The organism is Pseudomonas capeferrum (genome assembly GCF_000731675.1).
Lineage (GTDB): Bacteria > Pseudomonadota > Gammaproteobacteria > Pseudomonadales > Pseudomonadaceae > Aquipseudomonas > Aquipseudomonas capeferrum.
The window spans coordinates 857,996-875,084 of sequence record NZ_JMIT01000003.1 but is presented as its reverse complement, the minus strand read 5'-3'; the positions used below and the strand labels follow the sequence as shown (position 1 = coordinate 875,084).

Genomic DNA, 17,089 nt, shown 5'->3' with positions numbered 1-17,089 from the left:
AGTCCGCCATGCAAAAGTTCTCTACCGCCGTGCTCGCCCTGGCCTTGAGCCTGGGCGCTGCCTCGACGCACGCCGAAGACGCGCAATGCAACACCGTGAAGCTGGCCGACCCCGGCTGGAGCGACATCGCCACCACCAACGCCATCACCCGCCTGCTGCTGGAAAGCCTCGGCTACCAGGTGAAGATCGACAGCCTGGCCGTGCCGATCATCTACGGTGGCCTCAAGGATGGGCGAGTCGATGCCTTCCTTGGCAACTGGATGCCGGCGCACCAGGGGTTTCATGACAAGTTCGTCGCCACCGGTGATGTGCAGCAGCTGGCCCGCAACCTCGAAGGTACCGAGTTCACCCTCGCGGTGCCCGACTATGTGTGGAATGCCGGGGTGAAGAATTTCGCCGACCTGCAAGCGCATGCCGAACAGTTCGACAAGAAGCTCTACGGAATCGGCTCGGGAGCCCCGGCTAACCTGTCGCTCAAGGAGATCATCGACAAGAATGCGTTCAACCTCGGCCAGTGGAAGCTGGTGGAGTCGAGTGAACAGGCGATGCTCGCGCAGGTGGACCGCGCCGTGAAGAAACAGCAGTTCATCACCTTCCTCGGCTGGACACCGCACCCGATGAACGTGAAGCTGAAGATGCACTACCTCACGGGCGGCGAGCAGTGGTTTGGTAGCAAAAGCGAGGTCTATACCCTGACTCGCAAAGGTTATGCACAGGCGTGCCCGAATACCGCGAAGCTGCTGGGTAACCTGAGATTTACCCTGGACATGGAAAACAGCATCATGGCCGAAGCTGTGGATAAGAAAGTCAGCTTCGATGAGGCTTCCAAGGCGTGGGTCAAGGCGCATCCCGAGGTTCTGGAAGCGTGGCTGGCCGGGGTAACCAGCAAGGCCGGTGGCGATGCGAAAGAGGCCGTCAAAGCCAAATTGTAATTCAGACAACCACACTCACCCGCTCCGACAGGGCGGGTACAACCCGGGGATTTGAATAAGTCATGCACCGTCTTCACCGCCTGCTGCCCTTCCTCACCTGGCTGCCCCGCCAATCGGGCCGCAGTCTGCGTCAGGACCTGCTGGTGGGCCTGAGCGGTGCCATCCTTGCCTTGCCACAATCCATCGCCTACGCCCTGATTGCCGGCCTGCCTGCCGAATACGGCCTGTTCGCCGCCATCGTCCCGGTGCTCATCGCCTGCCTGTGGGGCTCTTCCTGGCACCTGATCTGCGGCCCGACTGCCGCCATTTCCATTGTCCTGTATGCCAGTGTCAGCCCCTTGGCGGTGCCAGGCAGTGCCGACTACGTCACGCTGGTTCTGCTGCTGACCTTCATTGCTGGCATCTTCCAGCTTTTGCTCGGCCTGCTACGGTTCGGCGCGCTGGTCAATTTCGTCTCCCACTCGGTGGTGCTCGGCTTCACCTTGGGCGCCGCCATCGTCATCGCCCTCGGGCAGTTACCCAACCTGCTGGGCATGGACCTGCCGAGCCAGGCCACGGCCTTGAAAACAGTCCAGGACCTGGCCAGCCACGCCGGTGAGGTTGACCTGCCATCGCTGATGCTGGGCCTGGCCACGGTGCTCATCGGCGTGGGCTTCAAGCTCTGGCGGCCGCGCTGGCCAAGCTTGTTGATCAGCCTGATCCTGGTCAGCCTGCTGGCCTGGTTGCTGCCTGGCTTCTTTGGCCACGTGCCGAGGGTGCCGGCCTTCACCGGCCAGTTACCGCCCTTGAGCCCGCTGCCGTTGCTGGACCTTGAGCTGATGCTGCGGCTGCTGCCGACCGCAGTGGCCGTGGGTATGCTCGGCCTGGTCACCAGCCTGTCGATCGCCAGGTCGCTGTCTTCGCGCTCCGAACAGCTGATCGACGCCGACCAGGAGATCCGCGCCCAAGGCCTGTCGAACATCGTCGGTGCGTGGTTCTCCGGCTACCTTTCGTCAGGCTCTTTCACCCGCTCGGGCCTGAGCTACGACGCAGGTGCCAGGTCGCCTATGGCGGGGGTGTTCTCGGCGCTGTGGGTCGCGGTGTTTGCCGTCGCAGGCGCGGGGCTGATCGCCCATCTGCCGATCCCGGCCATGGCGGGCAGCATTCTGCTGATCTGTTGGGGGTTGGTGGATCACCGGGGTATTCGCGCGCTGTTCCGGGTCAGCCGCTCGGAATTCCTGGTCATGGCCCTGACCGCCGCCGCGACCTTGCTGCTGGAACTGCAGACGGCGATCTACGCCGGGGTGCTGGCTTCGCTGTTCTTCTACCTCAAGCGCACTTCACGGCCACGGGTGCAGCAGAGCCGGGAAGGGCAGGCCGATGTGCTGCGGGTGGGCGGGTCGATCTTCTTCGGCGCGGCGCATTACCTGCAGGTGCGCCTGCAACGCTGCCAGGGGCCGCATGTGGTGATCGATGCACGGCAGGTGAATTTTATCGATTATTCGGGTGTGGATATGTTGCACAGGGAGGCGAGGCGGTTGCGGCGAGCGGGGGGCAGTTTGACCTTGCAGCGGGCGCGGCCGCAGGTGGTCGAGGAATTGCAGAAGCTGGAAGGGGTGAAGTTGTGTCCGATCAGGTTTGAAGAGTGAGGTTGGGTTGAGATCTTGGGGCTGCTTTGCAGCCCATCGCAGGCAAGCCAGCTCATACAGGAATATCACAAGGCCCGAGGTCGGCGCTGTACTTGTAGGCGCTGGCTTGCCTGCGATGGGCCGCGAAGCGGCCCCGAAGGCGTCAACCCCGAGCAAGCTGCCGGCGCAGTTCAGCCAACACCGGCGCCGTATCCGGCCTCACGCCACGCCAGATAAAGAACGCTTCCGCCGCCTGTTCAGCCAGCATCCCCAGCCCGTCCAGCACCTTGGCCGCCCCCAAGTCGGTGGCCCATTGGCAAAACGGCGTAGGCTCCTTGCCATACATCATGTCATAGCAAACCGTACGCCCCGCCTCGACCAGGCTTGCGGCAATCGGCGGCATCTCGCCCGCCAGGCTTGCCGAGGTGGCGTTGATGATCACGTCCACCGGTTCCTGCAGCCAGGCAAACCCACTGGCCACCACCGGCCCGAGCTCATCGAACTCGTGGGCCAGCAGCTCGGCCTTTTCCACCGTGCGGTTGGCAATCACCAGCGACTCGGGGCCGTGCGCCAGGATCGGCTCCAGCACGCCACGCACCGCGCCACCCGCGCCAAGGATGAGAATCCGCTTGCCCGCCAGCTGCACGCCGGCATTCACCGTCAGGTCGCGTACCAGGCCGGCACCGTCGGTGTTGTCACCCTGCAGCGTGCCGTCAGCCAGCTTGCTCAGGGTATTCACCGCCCCCGCCCGCTGGGCACGTGGGGTCAGGCTGTCGCACAGGCGGTAGGCTTCTTCCTTGAACGGCACGGTGACGTTGCCGCCTCTGCCTTGTTTGAAGAAGCCGTAGGCACAATCGCTGAACTCGTCCAGCGGCGCCAACAGGGTGGCGTACTCCAGGTCCTGGCCGGTCTGTTCGGCGAACAGGCGGTGAATCAGCGGCGACTTGCTGTGGCCGATGGGGTTACCGAAAACGACGTACTGGTCCATGGTGGGTTCCTCGGTTATCCACAGGCTTACTGGGCGAGCCAGTCGCGATCTTGCAGGTAGTACTCGGTCAGGCGCGCTTCTTCGCTACCGGGCGCGGCCTTCCAGTCGTAGCCCCAGCGTACCTGCGGTGGCAGCGACATGAGGATCGACTCGGTACGCCCACCCGATTGCAGGCCGAACAAGGTGCCCCGGTCATAGACCAGGTTGAACTCCACGTAGCGGCCGCGGCGGTACTCCTGGAACTCACGCTGCTCGGCGGTGTAGGGCGTGTCCTTGCGGCGCTGGACGATCGGCAGGTAGGCCTCGACGTAGGCGTCGCCGATGGCGCGGATGAACGCAAAGCAGGTGTCGAAGTCCCACTCGTTCAGGTCATCGAAGAACAGCCCGCCGATGCCACGCGGTTCGCCACGGTGCTTGAGGTGGAAATAGCGGTCGCACCAGGCTTTGTAGCGCGGATAAACGTCGGCGCCAAACGGCGCACAGGCCTGCTCGGCCACGCGGTGCCAGTGGATGCAGTCTTCTTCATTGCCATAGTACGGGGTCAGGTCGAAGCCGCCGCCGAACCACCACACGGCCTCTTCACCCTCTTTTTCGGCGATGAAGAACCGCACATTGGCGTGAGAGGTGGGCACGTGCGGGTTGTGCGGGTGGATCACCAGCGACACGCCCAGGGCCTCGAAGCCACGGCCAGCCAGTTCCGGGCGGTGGGCACTGGCCGAAGGCGGCAGGCCGGTACCGAACACGTGAGAGAAGTTGACCCCGCCTTTTTCGATCAACTTGCCGTCACCGATCACCCGCGTACGGCCCCCGCCACCGGCTTCGCGCGTCCAGGCGTCCTCGACGAAGCGGGCGCCGCCGTCCTCGGTTTCGAGGGCGGAGCAGATGCGGTCTTGCAGGTCGAGCAGGTAGGCTTTCACGGCCTCGGTGCGGCTGGTCATCGGGTCACCTGGAGCGGGCAGAGAAGAATTCGCCGCGTAGCATACCACCGGCGGCCGACGCGCCGCAGTTGACGGCGATCAAGCAAAGGCGTCCGATAGAGGGCTGTTACCAATCCCGACAACAGGAGTGCGAGATGGCCAAGCGTATCCAGTTCAGCCAGCATGGCGGCCCGGAAGTTCTGCAGCTTGTAGAGTTCGAACCCGCCCCGCCCGGGCCACAGCAGGTCCGCGTGCGTAACCATGCGATCGGCCTGAACTTCATCGATACCTATTTCCGCAATGGCCTGTACGCGCCGCCTGCACTGCCGTCAGGCCTGGGCACCGAGGGTGCAGGCGTGGTCGAGGCGGTGGGCGAGGGCGTTACCCGCCTGAAAGTGGGTGACCGCGTAGCCTATGGCGGCGGGCCGCTGGGTGCCTACAGCGAGGTGCATACGCTGCCGGAGGCCAACCTGGTCAAGCTGCCGGACAACATCAGTTTCGAGCAGGCGGCGGCGGTGATGCTCAAGGGGCTGACCGTGCAATACCTGCTCAAGCAGACCTATGCCGTGCAGCCGGGCGACGTGATCCTGTTCCATGCCGCTGCGGGTGGCGTGGGTTCCCTGGCTTGCCAGTGGGCCAACGCGCTCGGGGCCAAGCTGATCGGTACCGTCAGCTCTGCCGAGAAAGCCGAGCGGGCCAAGGCGCTGGGGGCATGGGCAACCATCGACTACAGCCGTGAAGACGTGGCCAAGCGGGTGCTGGAGCTGACCGACGGCAAGAAATGCCCGGTGGTGTATGACGGTGTGGGTGCCGACACCTGGCTGACCTCGCTCGAATGCCTGCAACCGCGCGGGTTGATGGTGAGCTTTGGCAATGCCTCCGGCGCGGTGAGCGGGGTGAACCTGGGGATCCTGGCGCAGAAGGGTTCGCTGTATGTCACCCGGCCGACCTTGGCCAGTTATGCCAACAATGCCGAGAACACCCAGGCCATGGCCGATGACCTGTTTGCGGTGATCGCGAGTGGCAAGGTGGTTGTGGATATCCAGCAACGGTATCCGTTGGGTGAGGCGGCCAAGGCGCAGGCGGAGTTGTCGGCGCGGCGGACTGTGGGGTCGACTGTCTTGTTGCCTTGATTGACAGAAGGCCGCGTTGAGGCGACCAAGTGCCTGCCTTGGTTTTTGTGGTGTTGCGGATATCGAGCGCCGCCCGCGCGGCGCTTCGCGGGGCAAGCCCGCTCCCACATCTGTTTCGGGCCAATTAATTCTGTGTCAGGTGGGTTACAGCCTTGGTGCATGGCTGCAAATCGAGGAACCGCAGTTGCGTAACCCTCGATATCAAATGGAACCAACAAGGCGGGCAGCGGTGACTTCCCAGAAGGGACTGGCCCGAAACAAATGTGGGAGCGGGCTTGCCCCGCGAACCAGGGCGAAGCCCGGGCTATACACACTGGCCGCCTGGGCTGGCCTCTTCGCGGGGCAAGCCCGCTCCCACAAGGAGGTGTATTGGCGCTTGGCAATTTAGCCCGGACGAACGACTTCGCCAGTCGCCAGGTTGCGAATCACACTCGGGTTCTTCCGCCCGCCCAGCGCCCCGCCCAGTACCAGATCCAACTGCCCATGGAAGTACTGCTCCACCCGCAACCGGGTTTTCGCCGCCGGGCGCCCGCCGGGGTTGCACGAGGTGGAAATCAACGGCCCAACCAATGCACACAACTCACGCACCTGCGGGTGGTCGCTGACCCGCAGTGCCACCGTGTCGTGCTCACCTGTCACCCACTCGGGCAACAGGTCCTGGTGCGGCACCAGCCAGGTATTAGGGCCAGGCCAGGTGCTGCCCATGCGGTCGATCCAGTCCTCGGGGAAATCCTCGAACAGGAAGTCGAACTGGCGGATGTTGTCGGCGACCAGGATCAGGCCTTTATCCACAGGCCGCGACTTGAGCGCCAGCAGGCGGTATACCGCGTCCTCGTTCCACGGGTCGCAGCCCAGGCCCCAGACCGCTTCGGTCGGGTAGGCAATCACCGCGCCCGCCCGGATCTCACGTGCGGCTTGTTGCACACGAAAACTGCTCACCATTTCTCTCTCTCCGCCTATGAACCTTGCTTGCGCGCAGTGTACTTAGCCCGCACGGGCAAACCAACGCCCGGCTTCATTGCTGACCTGGCCTTGCAGCTCCAGTTCGGTCAGTTGCGCCAGCACGTCGGCCAGCGGCTGCTCGCTGCACCGGGCCAGGCTTTCGGTAGTCTGTGGCGCAGCATGCAGCAGAGCAAGCAGGGGGTGGACATATTCGTCCACTATCGCAGGGGGCAGGTTCTGCCAGCCTCGCAGGCTTTCCAGAATCTGCTCCACGCTTTCCACCAGTAGCGCGCCATCACGGATCAACTGGTGACAGCCTTTGGCCCCTGGGTGGTGGATCGAACCGGGGATGGCGTAAACCTCACGGCCCTGCTCGGCCGCCAGCCGCGCGGTTATCAACGAACCACTGGCCAGGCTCGCCTCCACCACCAGCACGCCCAGCGACAAACCGCTGATGATGCGATTGCGCCGTGGAAAATTGCCCGGCAGCGGCCCGGCATCCAGCGGGTACTCGGAAACCAGTGCGCTACCGCTGTCGATGATCGCCTGGGCAAGCTCGCGGTGGCGCTGTGGATAAAGTTTTTGCAAGCCCGTGCCGAGTACACCGATCGTCCCCCCGCCAGCCTGCAGAGCAGCCCGATGAGCGGCACCGTCGATGCCCAACGCCAGCCCACTGGTAATGGTGAAACCGGCCTGCGACAGGTAACGGGAAAATGCCCTGGCGGTGTCGAGCGCGGGGGGTGAAGCACGCCTGCTGCCCACAATTGCCAGCTGTGGCCGCTCAAGCAAAGCAGGGTCACCGGCGACGAAAAGCAACGGCGGTGGATCGTCGATTTCACCCAGCAACGCAGGGTAGCCAGGGCTGTCCCACATCAGCAAATGCTGGCCGGGATGCTCTAGCCAGGCCATCGCAGCCAGTGCGCCGTCGCGTACTTCGGCGCTGCGCCGCGCGTCGATGGTGGTCTGCGCCATGCCCAGCGCTCGCCAGGCGCCGGCCGGCGCACTCAGCGCTGAAGCGGCGCTTCCGAAGGCTTGCAGCAAGGTGTGAAAACGACGCAGCCCGGTCTCGGGAAGGCGGTGCAGGCGTAATCGCGCTTCCAGTTCGGCAGGCGGGCAAAGCGACGAGTGGGGGATCGGCATCGAGATCATCCTTGATCGAAACAGGGCCATTTACGTGGCACAACCTGTGGATAAGTTTGTGGGTAACACTTTGAAAAGCTGTCCATTAATCGGACGCTATCAAGCCCATAGACACCCTAGACGAGCTTGCCAGGTGCCGAAATCGCCGATTACCTTTATTATGTGTGTTCAGTTTTCAACCGAACGCACAGTGACTGCCCGACCTTATGGCCATCTTGAACATTCTCGAATTCCCGGACCCGCGCCTGCGCACCATCGCCAAACCGGTGACGGTGTTCGACGACGCCCTGAGCCAGCTGATCGACGACATGTTTGAAACCATGTACGAGGCGCCTGGCATCGGCCTGGCGGCGACCCAGGTCAACGTCCACAAACAGCTTGTGGTGATGGACCTGAGCGAAGACCGCAGCGAGCCACGGGTTTTCATCAACCCGGTGGTCGAAGAGCTGACCCACGACATGGGCCAATACCAGGAAGGCTGCCTGTCGGTGCCTGGCTTCTACGAGAACGTCGACCGCCCTCTGCGGGTGCGCGTCAAAGCCCTGGACCGCGACGGCAAGCCCTTTGAGCTCGAAGCCGAAGGCCTGCTGGCCGTGTGCGTGCAGCACGAGTTCGATCACCTCAACGGCAAGCTGTTCGTCGACTACCTGTCCACGCTCAAACGCGACCGAATCAAGAAGAAGCTGGAAAAGCAGCACCGCCAGAACGCCTGATCCCCACCTTCCAGAAGGCTTGCTCCGGCAAGCCTTCTTCTTTTTTGCAGCGAGAACTCCATGCGCATCGTCTTCGCAGGCACTCCAGAGTTTGCCGCCGAACACCTCAAGGCACTGCTCGACAGCCCCTATGAGATCGTGGCCGTCTACACCCAGCCAGACCGCCCCGCCGGCCGTGGCCAGAAGCTCATGCCGAGCGCGGTCAAGGCCCTGGCCGTGGCCCACGACATCCCGGTGCTGCAACCGCCGACCCTGCGCAACGCCGATGCCCAGGCAGAACTCGCCGCGCTCAAGCCCGACCTGATGGTGGTGGTCGCCTACGGCCTGATCCTGCCCCAGGCCGTGCTGGATATTCCCCGCCTGGGCTGCATCAACAGCCACGCCTCGCTGCTGCCACGCTGGCGCGGTGCTGCGCCGATCCAGCGCGCCGTGCAAGCCGGTGACGCCGAGAGCGGCGTAACCGTGATGCGCATGGAAGCCGGCCTGGACACCGGGCCGATGCTGCTCAAGGTGGTCACCCCGATCAGCGCCGAAGACACCGGCGGCACCCTGCACGATCGCCTCGCCGAAATGGGCCCACCGGCCGTCCTACAGGCCATCGCTGGCCTCGCCGCCGGCACGCTGCAAGGTGAAGTCCAGGACGACACCCTGGCCACCTATGCACACAAGCTGAACAAAGACGAAGCGCGCATCGACTGGAGCCGCCCGGCCGTGGAGCTGGAGCGCCTGATCCGTGCCTTCAACCCGTGGCCGGTGTGCCATAGCACCCTGGACGGCGAAAGCGTGAAGGTGCTGGCGGCCAGGTTGTCCACAGGCAAGGGCGCCCCCGGCGAGATCCTGTCTGCCAGCAAAGATGGCCTGGAGGTCGCTTGTGGTGATCAAGCCTTGAGCCTGACCCGCCTGCAACTGCCCGGCGGCAAGGCGCTGAACTTCAGCGACCTGTTCAACAGCCGCCGCGAGAAGTTCGCCAACGGCAAGGTGCTCGGCCAATGAACCCACGCCTGGCTGCCGCCCGTGCCCTTGCCGCTGTACTCAGCGGCAAGGCCTCGCTGAACAGTTCGTTGCCGGCGCAACTGGACAAGGTCGATGAACGCGACCGTGGCCTGACCCAGGACCTGGCGTTCGGCACCGCCCGCTGGCAGCCGCGCCTCGACCTGTTGGCCGCGCAGTTGCTGCAAAAGCCGTTCAAGGCCGCCGATGCCGATGTGCAGGCACTGCTGCTGGTCGGCTTGTACCAGCTGTTCTACACGCGCATTCCGGCACACGCCGCCATCGGCGAGACCGTTGGCTGCGCCGACAAGCTGAAAAAACCGTGGGCCAAGGCCCTGCTCAATGCCGTGCTGCGCCGCGCCCAGCGTGAAGGCGAAGCGCTGCTCGCCAGCATGGAGCGCGACCCGGTGGTACGCACTGCGCACCCTCGGTGGCTGCAGAAAGCGCTGAAAGCCTTCTGGCCAGAGCAATGGGAAGCCATCTGCGCCGCCAACAACGCCCACCCGCCGATGATCCTGCGGGTCAACCGCCGCCACCACAGCCGCGATGCCTACCTGGCCTTGCTGGCAGAGGCCGGCGTCGGCGCCAGCGCCTGCCAGTTCAGCCGCGACGGTATCGTGCTGAATGAGCCCTGTGATGTGCGCAGCCTGCCGGGCTTCGCCGAAGGCTGGGTGAGCGTGCAGGACGAGGCCGCGCAATTGTCTGCCGACCTGCTCGAACTGGCCCCCGGCCAACGCGTGCTCGACGCCTGCTGCGCCCCGGGCGGCAAGACCTGCCACTTGCTCGAAGCCGAGGCCGGCCTTGCACACCTGGTGGCCATCGACCTGGAGGCCAAACGCCTGACCCGCGTGCGCGAGAACCTCGAGCGCCTGCAACTGGACGCCGAACTGATCGCCTGTGATGCCCGCGACACCGCCAGCTGGTGGGACGGCAAACCTTTCCAGCGCATCCTGCTCGACGCCCCGTGCTCGGCCACCGGCGTGATCCGCCGCCACCCGGACATCAAGCTGACCCGCCAGGCCGACGACATTCCGGCCCTGGCCACGCTGCAAGGCGAGCTGCTCGATGCCCTGTGGCCAACCCTGGAAGTAGGCGGCATGCTGCTCTACGCCACCTGCTCGAGCCTGCCGACCGAAAACACCGAGGTGATCGAGGCGTTCCTCGCCCGCACCCCGGGCGCCCGTGAGCTGGACCTGGCCACCGAGGCCGGCTTGCGCCAGCCCCACGGCCGCCAGTTGCTGGCCCAGGAAGGCGGCCACGACGGTTTCTATTATGCCAAGCTGATCAAGATCGCCGCTTCACGCGGATAAGCACAACGGTTCAGGGAGTAGCGGATGAAGATCATCATCCTCGGCGCAGGGCAGGTGGGCGGTACGCTGGCAGAGCACCTGGCCAGCGAGGCCAACGACATCACCGTGGTCGACACCGACGGCGAGCGCCTGCGCGACCTCGGCGACCGCCTGGACATCCGCACGGTGCAGGGCCGCGGCTCGCTGCCGACGGTGCTGCGCCAGGCCGGCGCCGACGACGCCGACATGCTGGTGGCGGTGACCAACAGCGACGAGACCAACATGGTGGCCTGCCAGGTCGCCTATTCGCTGTTCCATACCCCGACCAAGATCGCCCGGGTACGCGAATCAGCCTACCTCACCCGCGAAGAGCTGTTCCACAACGACCACATCCCGGTGGACGTGCTGATCAGCCCCGAGCAGGTGGTGACCAACTACATCAAGCGCCTGATCGAGCACCCGGGCTCCTTGCAGGTGATCGACTTCGCCGAAGGCAAGGCGCAACTGGTGGCGGTCAAGGCGTACTACGGCGGCCCACTGGTGGGCCAGCAGCTGCGCCAGATCCGCGCGCACATGCCCAATGTGGACACCCGCGTGGCGGCAATCTTCCGCCGTGACCGGCCGATCACCCCACGCGGTGACACCGTGATCGAGGCCGATGACGAAGTGTTCTTCATCGCCGCGAAAAAAGACATTCGCGCGGTGATGGGCGAGCTGCGGCGCATCGACGAGACCAACAAGCGTGTGGTGATCGCCGGTGGCGGGCAGATCGGCGAGCGCCTGGCCGAGGCCATCGAAAGCCGCTACCAGGTGAAGATCATCGAGATGAACCCGGCCCGCTGCCGCCACCTCTCCGACACCCTGGAAAGCACCGTGGTGCTACAGGGCAGTGCGTCAGACAAAGACCTGATGCTCGAAGAGAACATCGCCGACGCCGACATCTTTCTGGCCCTGACCAACGACGACGAGGCCAACATCATGTCGTCGCTGCTGGCCAAGCGCCTGGGTGCGCGCAAGGTGATGACCATCATCAACAACCCGGCCTACGTGGACCTGGTGCAGGGCGGTGAAATCGACATCGCCATCAGCCCGCAGTTGGCCACCATCGGCACCTTGCTGGCGCACGTGCGGCGTGGCGACATCGTCAGCGTGCACTCCCTGCGCCGCGGCGCGGCCGAGGCCATCGAGGCCGTGGCGCACGGCGATTCGAAATCGAGCAAGGTGGTGGGCAAGGCCATTGAAGACATCGCCCTGCCACCGGGTACCACGATCGGCGCGATCATCCGCGACGAAGAGGTGATGATTGCTCACGACGACACGATGATCGCGTCGGGTGACCACGTGATTCTGTTCGTTGTGGATAAAAAACACATTCGGGATGTGGAGAAGCTGTTCCACGTCGGCTTGAGTTTCTTCTAGGAGAAGTGGGCATGCGCGAGTCGCTGGAGAAAATGCTGGCCAAGGGTGTGGATAACCCACTGCTGAGATTTGGCCTGGGCAAAGGCTGGCTGGATGAGGGCAACGGGGCTGAGGCGGCGGTGCACCTGGCACGGTGCGTGGAGCAGGACCCTAAGTATTCGGCGGCGTGGAAGCTGCTGGGCAAGGCGTATCAGTTGCAGGGTGATTTGGCGGCGGCGCGCAAGGCCTGGGAGGACGGGATCGTGGCGGCGCAGGCCCATGGGGATAAGCAGGCCGAGAAAGAGATGGCGGTGTTCCTCAAGAAGCTGAATAAAGTCTGAAATTGCCGGGGCTGCTTTGCAGCCCAATCGCGGGGCAAGCCCGCTCCCACAAGGTACAGAGTGACCCTCAGGCTGCGCAGGACTTGTGGGAGCGGGCTGGCCCCGCGAATGGGGCGCAAAGCGCCCCCAAAAAATCTCAATACCAGCGCGGCTCACCGGCCGGGCGCTTCTTGAAGCGCTTCATGCTCCACATGTACTGGCTCGGGTACTCGCGCACATACCGTTCGACCACCTTGCTCATGGCCGCCGCCGATTCGGTCACATCCGTGCTGTACATCGCTTCAGGCGCCGCTTCCAGAATCACCCGGAACCCAGAGCCATCCGGCAGCCGCAGCGCATGCAGGAACACCCCTACCGCCTTGCCACCGGCCAGCATGTTCGGCACGAACTTGCTGGTCAGCGCTTGGGTACCGAGAAACGGCACGAACACCCCGGCCGATTCCGCCGGCTCCGGGTCGGCTGGGATGCCCACTTGCCCACCGCGGCGCACTTCCTTGATCACACTGAGGATGCCTTCCTTGGTCGAAGGCGCGACGCGGTTACCCATCTGCACCCGCTGCTCACGCAGCAGGTCATCCACGGCCTTCAGTTTCGGCGGGCGGTAGAAGATGATCGGTTTGCACTGGTTGCAGTAGAAGTGGTTCAACACTTCCCAGTTACCCAGGTGGCTGGTGATGCCGACCACGCCCTTGCCCGAGGCAAGGGCCTGCTCCAGCACTTCCAGGCCTTGCACTTCCTTGACCAGCTCCAGCGAACGCTGCGGTGGCCAGATCCAGGCGCACGCGCTCTCGACGAAGGACTTGCCGATATCTCTGAGCGCATGGCCAACCAGCTGCTCACGCGCGACCGGGTCCATCTCGGGGAAACACTTGGCCAGGTTGATACGCACCACGTTGCGCGACCCGTTCGGGACCTTCCACATCAGCCAGCCGATACCGGCGCCGACGCGCTGTACCGCGCCCCAGGGCAACTTGGCGAACAGTCGAAGCACCCCGACCATCAGGGCGCCCTTGAACTTTTCCACAGGCGAATTCCTTATTTCAGCAAGGCGCGCATTGTACCCCTTCAGCGCGCCAAGGCGGCGTAGCGATCACAATCGGTGGTGTGGTCCATGACCATGCCGGTGGCCTGCATGAAGGCGTAGCAGATGGTCGGGCCAACAAAGGTGAAGCCAGCTTTTTGCAAGGCCTTGCTCATCGCCTTGGCTTCGTCGGTGACCGCCGGCACGTCGCTGCGGCCCACGAAATGATTGACCTTGGGCTTGCCGCCGACAAACGACCAGAGCCACTCGGCGGGGTTATCCACAGCCAGCCAGGCCTGGGCGTTGCGCCGGGCGGCCTTGAGCTTGAGGCGGTTGCGGATGATGCCGGCGTCGAGCATCAGCGCTTCGATGCGTTCATCGCTCATCTGCGACAACTTCAACGGATCGAAGCCGTGCAGCACCTCGCGATAGCGCTCGCGTTTACGCAAAACCGTGATCCATGACAGCCCAGCCTGGAACCCTTCGAGCAAAAGCATCTCGAACAGCAACGCCGGATCACGCTGCGGTGTTCCCCATTCCTGGTCGTGGTAGGCCTGGTACAACGGATCGTCGGTACACCAAAAGCAGCGTGGCATAAGGCTCCAATGAGTAGAGGGCGAGGCGAATCAGGTTATACTCCCGCTCTTTACATCCGCATCCCCAGATACAGGTGAATTTCGTGAGCCAGCCTACGCCAGCCGTGCGTACCTTCCAAGACCTGATCCTCGCCCTGCAGAACTACTGGGCAGCTCAAGGTTGTGTGGTGCTTCAGCCCTACGATATGGAAGTAGGCGCCGGCACTTTCCATACCGCCACGTTCCTGCGCGCCGTTGGCCCAGAGACCTGGAACGCCGCCTACGTGCAGCCTAGCCGTCGCCCTGCCGACGGGCGGTATGGCGAAAACCCAAACCGCCTGCAGCACTACTACCAGTTCCAGGTAGTGCTCAAGCCGAACCCGGCCAACTTCCAGGAGCTGTACCTCGGCTCGCTGAAAGCCATCGGCCTGGATCCGCTGGTCCACGACATCCGTTTCGTCGAAGACAACTGGGAATCGCCGACCCTCGGCGCCTGGGGCCTGGGCTGGGAAATCTGGCTGAACGGCATGGAGGTGACCCAGTTCACCTACTTCCAGCAGGTCGGCGGCATCGAGTGCTACCCGGTCACCGGTGAGATTACCTATGGCCTGGAACGCTTGGCCATGTACATCCAGGGCGTCGACTCGGTCTACGACCTGGTCTGGGCCGATGGCCCGTTCGGCAAGGTCACCTACGGCGACGTGTTCCACCAGAACGAAGTGGAGCAGTCGACCTACAACTTCGAACACGCCAACGTCGAGAAGCTGTTCGAGCTGTTCGATTTCTACGAAAGCGAAGCCAACCGCCTGATCAAGCTGGAGCTGCCGCTGCCGACCTACGAAATGGTCCTGAAGGCCTCGCACACCTTCAACCTGCTCGACGCCCGCCGCGCCATCTCGGTGACCGAGCGCCAGCGTTACATCCTGCGTGTACGTACCCTGGCCCGGGACGTGGCGCAAAGCTATCTGCAAGCCCGCGCACGCATGGGCTTCCCGATGGCGACCCCTGAACTGCGTGACGAAGTGTTGGCTAAGCTGGAGGCTGCACAATGAGTGCTCAAGATTTCCTGGTAGAACTGGGCACCGAAGAGCTGCCACCCAAAGCCCTGGCCACCCTCGGCGACGCCTTCCTGGCCGGTATCGAGAAAGGCCTGCAGGCCGCAGGCCTGAACTACGCCGCCAAGTCGGTGTACGCCGCGCCGCGCCGCCTGGCCGTGCTGATTCGCCAGCTCGACGTGCAGCAGCCTGACCGCAGCATCAATATCGATGGCCCGCCCCGCCAGGCGGCCTTCGACGCCGAAGGCAACCCGACCCAGGCCGCCCTGGGCTTCGCCAAGAAGTGCGGCGTCGAGCTGGCCGAGATCGACCAGAGCGGCGCCAAGCTGCGCTTCTCCCAGCACATCCCGGGCAAGGCCACCCTCGGCCTGCTGCCGACCATCGTCGAAGACTCGCTCAACGACCTGCCGATCCCCAAGCGCATGCGCTGGGGCGCCAGCCGCGAAGAGTTCGTGCGCCCGACCCAGTGGCTGGTGATGCTGCTCGGTGACCAGGTCGTCGACTGCACCATCCTCGCCCAGCAAGCCGGCCGTGAGTCCCGCGGGCACCGTTTCCATCACCCGGAAAACGTGGTCATCACTACCCCGGCCAACTACGTTGAAGACCTGCGCAAAGCCTACGTGCTGGCCGACTTCTCCGAGCGCCGCGAGCTGATCGCCAAACGCACTGCGGAACTGGCCATGCAGCAGGAAGGCAGCGCCATCGTGCCGCCCGCGCTGCTGGACGAAGTGACCGCCCTGGTCGAGTGGCCAGTGCCGCTGGTGTGCTCGTTCGAGGAGCGTTTCCTCGACGTGCCGCAAGAAGCCCTGATCACCACCATGCAGGACAACCAGAAGTACTTCTGCCTGCTGGACAGCGAAGGCAAGCTGCTGCCGCGCTTCATTTCCGTGGCCAACGTCGAAAGCCGCGACCCGAAGCAGATCGTCGAAGGCAACGAGAAGGTCGTGCGTCCACGCCTTACCGACGCCGAGTTCTTCTTCAAGCAAGACAAGAAGCAGCCGCTGGAAACCTTCAATGAGCGCCTCAAGAACGTGGTGTTCCAGGCTCAGTTGGGCACCGTCTACGACAAGGCCGAACGCGTTTCCAAGCTGGCCGCATTCATCGCGCCACTGATTGGCGGGGATGCCCAGCGCGCCGGCCGCGCCGGCCTGCTGTCCAAGTGCGACCTGGCCACCGAGATGGTCGGCGAATTCCCTGAAATGCAGGGTGTTGCCGGTTACTACTACGCGCTCAACGATGGCGAGCCGCAAGACGTCGCCATGGCCCTGAATGAGCAGTACATGCCGCGTGGCGCTGGCGCTGAACTGCCGCAGACCCTGACCGGTGCTGCCGTGGCCATCGCCGACAAGCTCGACACCCTGGTCGGCATCTTCGGTATCGGCATGCTGCCTACCGGTAGCAAAGACCCGTACGCCCTGCGCCGCGCCGCACTGGGTGTGCTGCGCATCCTGATCGAGAAGCAGCTGGACCTGGACCTGACCGGTGCCGCCGAATTCGCGGTCAAGCAGTTCGGCGCCAAGGTCAAGGCCGCTGGCCTGGCCGAGCAAGTGCTGGAGTTCATCTTCGACCGCCTGCGTGCGCGCTACGAAGACGAAGGCATCGACGTTGCCACCTACCTGTCGGTACGTGCCCTGAAGCCGGGCTCTGCCCTGGACTTCGACCAGCGCGTGCAGGCCGTGCAGGCTTTCCGCAAACTGCCGGAAGCCGAAGCCCTGGCGGCGGTGAACAAGCGCGTATCGAACCTGCTGAGCAAGGCCGAGGGCGCCATCGCCGAACAGGTCGAGCCGAAGTACTTCGACAACGCCAACGAGTTCTCCCTGTACTCGGCCATCCAGCAGGCCGACCAGGCTGTGCAACCGATGGCTGCCGCACGCCAGTACAGCGAGTCGCTGGCCCGCCTGGCTGCCCTGCGTGACCCGGTCGACGCCTTCTTCGAGGCGGTGATGGTCAATGCCGAGGACGCCAAGGTCCGCGCCAACCGTTATGCCCTGCTCAGCCGCCTGCGCGGTCTGTTCCTGGGTGTAGCCGACATCTCGCTGCTGGGGTAA

The 17,089-nt window shown here is 64.1% G+C and carries 16 protein-coding genes; 10 read left to right on the top strand and 6 right to left on the bottom strand.

Annotated features, from left to right (window positions below; translation table 11 throughout):
* Positions 1 to 8 precede the first annotated feature (8 nt).
* Both choX and PC358_RS21580 read left to right on the top strand, forming a co-directional pair.
* Positions 9 to 932, top strand: a complete 924-nt coding sequence (gene choX / locus PC358_RS21585; protein ID WP_033702470.1) for a choline ABC transporter substrate-binding protein — start codon at positions 9 to 11, stop codon at positions 930 to 932.
* 62 nt (positions 933 to 994) lie between these two features.
* Positions 995 to 2,560 (top strand): SulP family inorganic anion transporter, encoded by a 1,566-nt coding sequence (locus PC358_RS21580; protein ID WP_033702469.1) that lies wholly within the window; start codon positions 995 to 997, stop codon positions 2,558 to 2,560.
* 142 nt (positions 2,561 to 2,702) lie between these two features.
* On the opposite strand, the gene aroE is transcribed toward PC358_RS21580, so the two are convergent.
* Both aroE and hemF read right to left on the bottom strand, forming a co-directional pair.
* Positions 2,703 to 3,527: a shikimate dehydrogenase gene (gene aroE / locus PC358_RS21575; protein ID WP_033702468.1), complete on the bottom strand. Its 825-nt coding sequence runs from the start codon at positions 3,525 to 3,527 to the stop codon at positions 2,703 to 2,705.
* Between the two features lie 26 nt (positions 3,528 to 3,553).
* A complete protein-coding gene (gene hemF, locus PC358_RS21570) occupies positions 3,554 to 4,465 on the bottom strand; it encodes an oxygen-dependent coproporphyrinogen oxidase (protein WP_033702467.1) in 912 nt (303 codons plus the stop codon).
* A 134-nt stretch (positions 4,466 to 4,599) separates the two neighbouring features.
* On the opposite strand from hemF, the gene PC358_RS21565 reads away from it, so the two are divergent.
* Positions 4,600 to 5,577, top strand: coding sequence for an NADPH:quinone reductase (locus PC358_RS21565; RefSeq protein WP_033702466.1), 978 nt, complete (start codon positions 4,600 to 4,602; stop codon positions 5,575 to 5,577).
* A 384-nt stretch (positions 5,578 to 5,961) separates the two neighbouring features.
* On the opposite strand, the gene tsaC is transcribed toward PC358_RS21565, so the two are convergent.
* A complete protein-coding gene (gene tsaC / locus PC358_RS21560) occupies positions 5,962 to 6,519 on the bottom strand; it encodes an L-threonylcarbamoyladenylate synthase type 1 TsaC (protein ID WP_033702465.1) in 558 nt (185 codons plus the stop codon).
* 42 nt (positions 6,520 to 6,561) lie between these two features.
* Positions 6,562 to 7,659 carry a DNA-processing protein DprA gene (gene dprA, locus PC358_RS21555; protein ID WP_033702464.1) on the bottom strand — a complete coding sequence of 366 codons (1,098 nt, stop codon included), beginning with the start codon at positions 7,657 to 7,659 and terminating at the stop codon, positions 6,562 to 6,564.
* A 206-nt stretch (positions 7,660 to 7,865) separates the two neighbouring features.
* Here dprA and def point away from each other — a divergent pair, with 206 nt between their 5' ends.
* The 5 genes from def to PC358_RS21530 are packed head-to-tail and all read left to right on the top strand — an operon-like array spanning position 7,866 to position 12,390.
* Positions 7,866 to 8,372, top strand: coding sequence for a peptide deformylase (def, locus tag PC358_RS21550; protein WP_033702463.1), 507 nt, complete (start codon positions 7,866 to 7,868; stop codon positions 8,370 to 8,372).
* 60 nt (positions 8,373 to 8,432) lie between these two features.
* Positions 8,433 to 9,365, top strand: coding sequence for a methionyl-tRNA formyltransferase (fmt, locus tag PC358_RS21545; RefSeq protein ID WP_033702462.1), 933 nt, complete (start codon positions 8,433 to 8,435; stop codon positions 9,363 to 9,365).
* On the top strand, positions 9,362 to 10,672 hold the full coding sequence (rsmB, locus tag PC358_RS21540) for a 16S rRNA (cytosine(967)-C(5))-methyltransferase RsmB (RefSeq protein WP_033702461.1): 1,311 nt from the start codon (positions 9,362 to 9,364) through the stop codon (positions 10,670 to 10,672). Before fmt ends, rsmB begins: the two co-directional genes overlap by 4 nt.
* Before the next feature lie 24 nt (positions 10,673 to 10,696).
* Entirely contained in the window at positions 10,697 to 12,070 is a 1,374-nt protein-coding gene (trkA, locus tag PC358_RS21535; RefSeq protein WP_033702460.1) for a Trk system potassium transporter TrkA, read from the top strand.
* Positions 12,071 to 12,081: 11 nt separating this feature from the next.
* Complete coding sequence (locus PC358_RS21530) at positions 12,082 to 12,390, top strand: tetratricopeptide repeat protein (protein WP_033702459.1); 309 nt, start codon at positions 12,082 to 12,084, stop codon at positions 12,388 to 12,390.
* A gap of 136 nt (positions 12,391 to 12,526) precedes the next feature.
* On the opposite strand, the gene PC358_RS21525 is transcribed toward PC358_RS21530, so the two are convergent.
* On the bottom strand, positions 12,527 to 13,414 hold the full coding sequence (locus PC358_RS21525) for a lysophospholipid acyltransferase (RefSeq protein WP_033702458.1): 888 nt from the start codon (positions 13,412 to 13,414) through the stop codon (positions 12,527 to 12,529).
* Between the two features lie 41 nt (positions 13,415 to 13,455).
* Entirely contained in the window at positions 13,456 to 14,007 is a 552-nt protein-coding gene (locus tag PC358_RS21520) for a DNA-3-methyladenine glycosylase I (RefSeq protein ID WP_033702457.1), read from the bottom strand.
* Positions 14,008 to 14,090: 83 nt separating this feature from the next.
* Between PC358_RS21520 and glyQ the strand changes: the two genes are divergently transcribed.
* Both glyQ and glyS read left to right on the top strand, forming a co-directional pair.
* Positions 14,091 to 15,038 (top strand): glycine--tRNA ligase subunit alpha, encoded by a 948-nt coding sequence (gene glyQ / locus PC358_RS21515; RefSeq protein WP_033702456.1) that lies wholly within the window; start codon positions 14,091 to 14,093, stop codon positions 15,036 to 15,038.
* Positions 15,035 to 17,089 (top strand): glycine--tRNA ligase subunit beta, encoded by a 2,055-nt coding sequence (gene glyS, locus PC358_RS21510; RefSeq protein ID WP_033702454.1) that lies wholly within the window; start codon positions 15,035 to 15,037, stop codon positions 17,087 to 17,089. Before glyQ ends, glyS begins: the two co-directional genes overlap by 4 nt.

Bases quoted from the DNA above. Each gene is read 5' to 3' on its own strand.
- PC358_RS21565 (WP_033702466.1), top strand. From the start codon at position 4,600: ATGGCCAAGCGTATCCAGTTCAGCCAGCATGGCGGCCCGGAAGTTCTG.
- hemF (WP_033702467.1), bottom strand. From the start codon at position 4,465: ATGACCAGCCGCACCGAGGCCGTGAAAGCCTACCTGCTCGACCTGCAA.
- PC358_RS21530 (WP_033702459.1), top strand. From the start codon at position 12,082: ATGCGCGAGTCGCTGGAGAAAATGCTGGCCAAGGGTGTGGATAACCCA.
- aroE (WP_033702468.1), bottom strand. From the start codon at position 3,527: ATGGACCAGTACGTCGTTTTCGGTAACCCCATCGGCCACAGCAAGTCG.
- dprA (WP_033702464.1), bottom strand. From the start codon at position 7,659: ATGCCGATCCCCCACTCGTCGCTTTGCCCGCCTGCCGAACTGGAAGCG.
- trkA (WP_033702460.1), top strand. From the start codon at position 10,697: ATGAAGATCATCATCCTCGGCGCAGGGCAGGTGGGCGGTACGCTGGCA.
- PC358_RS21520 (WP_033702457.1), bottom strand. From the start codon at position 14,007: ATGCCACGCTGCTTTTGGTGTACCGACGATCCGTTGTACCAGGCCTAC.
- PC358_RS21580 (WP_033702469.1), top strand. From the start codon at position 995: ATGCACCGTCTTCACCGCCTGCTGCCCTTCCTCACCTGGCTGCCCCGC.
- def (WP_033702463.1), top strand. From the start codon at position 7,866: ATGGCCATCTTGAACATTCTCGAATTCCCGGACCCGCGCCTGCGCACC.
- fmt (WP_033702462.1), top strand. From the start codon at position 8,433: ATGCGCATCGTCTTCGCAGGCACTCCAGAGTTTGCCGCCGAACACCTC.
- tsaC (WP_033702465.1), bottom strand. From the start codon at position 6,519: ATGGTGAGCAGTTTTCGTGTGCAACAAGCCGCACGTGAGATCCGGGCG.
- glyS (WP_033702454.1), top strand. From the start codon at position 15,035: ATGAGTGCTCAAGATTTCCTGGTAGAACTGGGCACCGAAGAGCTGCCA.
- choX (WP_033702470.1), top strand. From the start codon at position 9: ATGCAAAAGTTCTCTACCGCCGTGCTCGCCCTGGCCTTGAGCCTGGGC.
- rsmB (WP_033702461.1), top strand. From the start codon at position 9,362: ATGAACCCACGCCTGGCTGCCGCCCGTGCCCTTGCCGCTGTACTCAGC.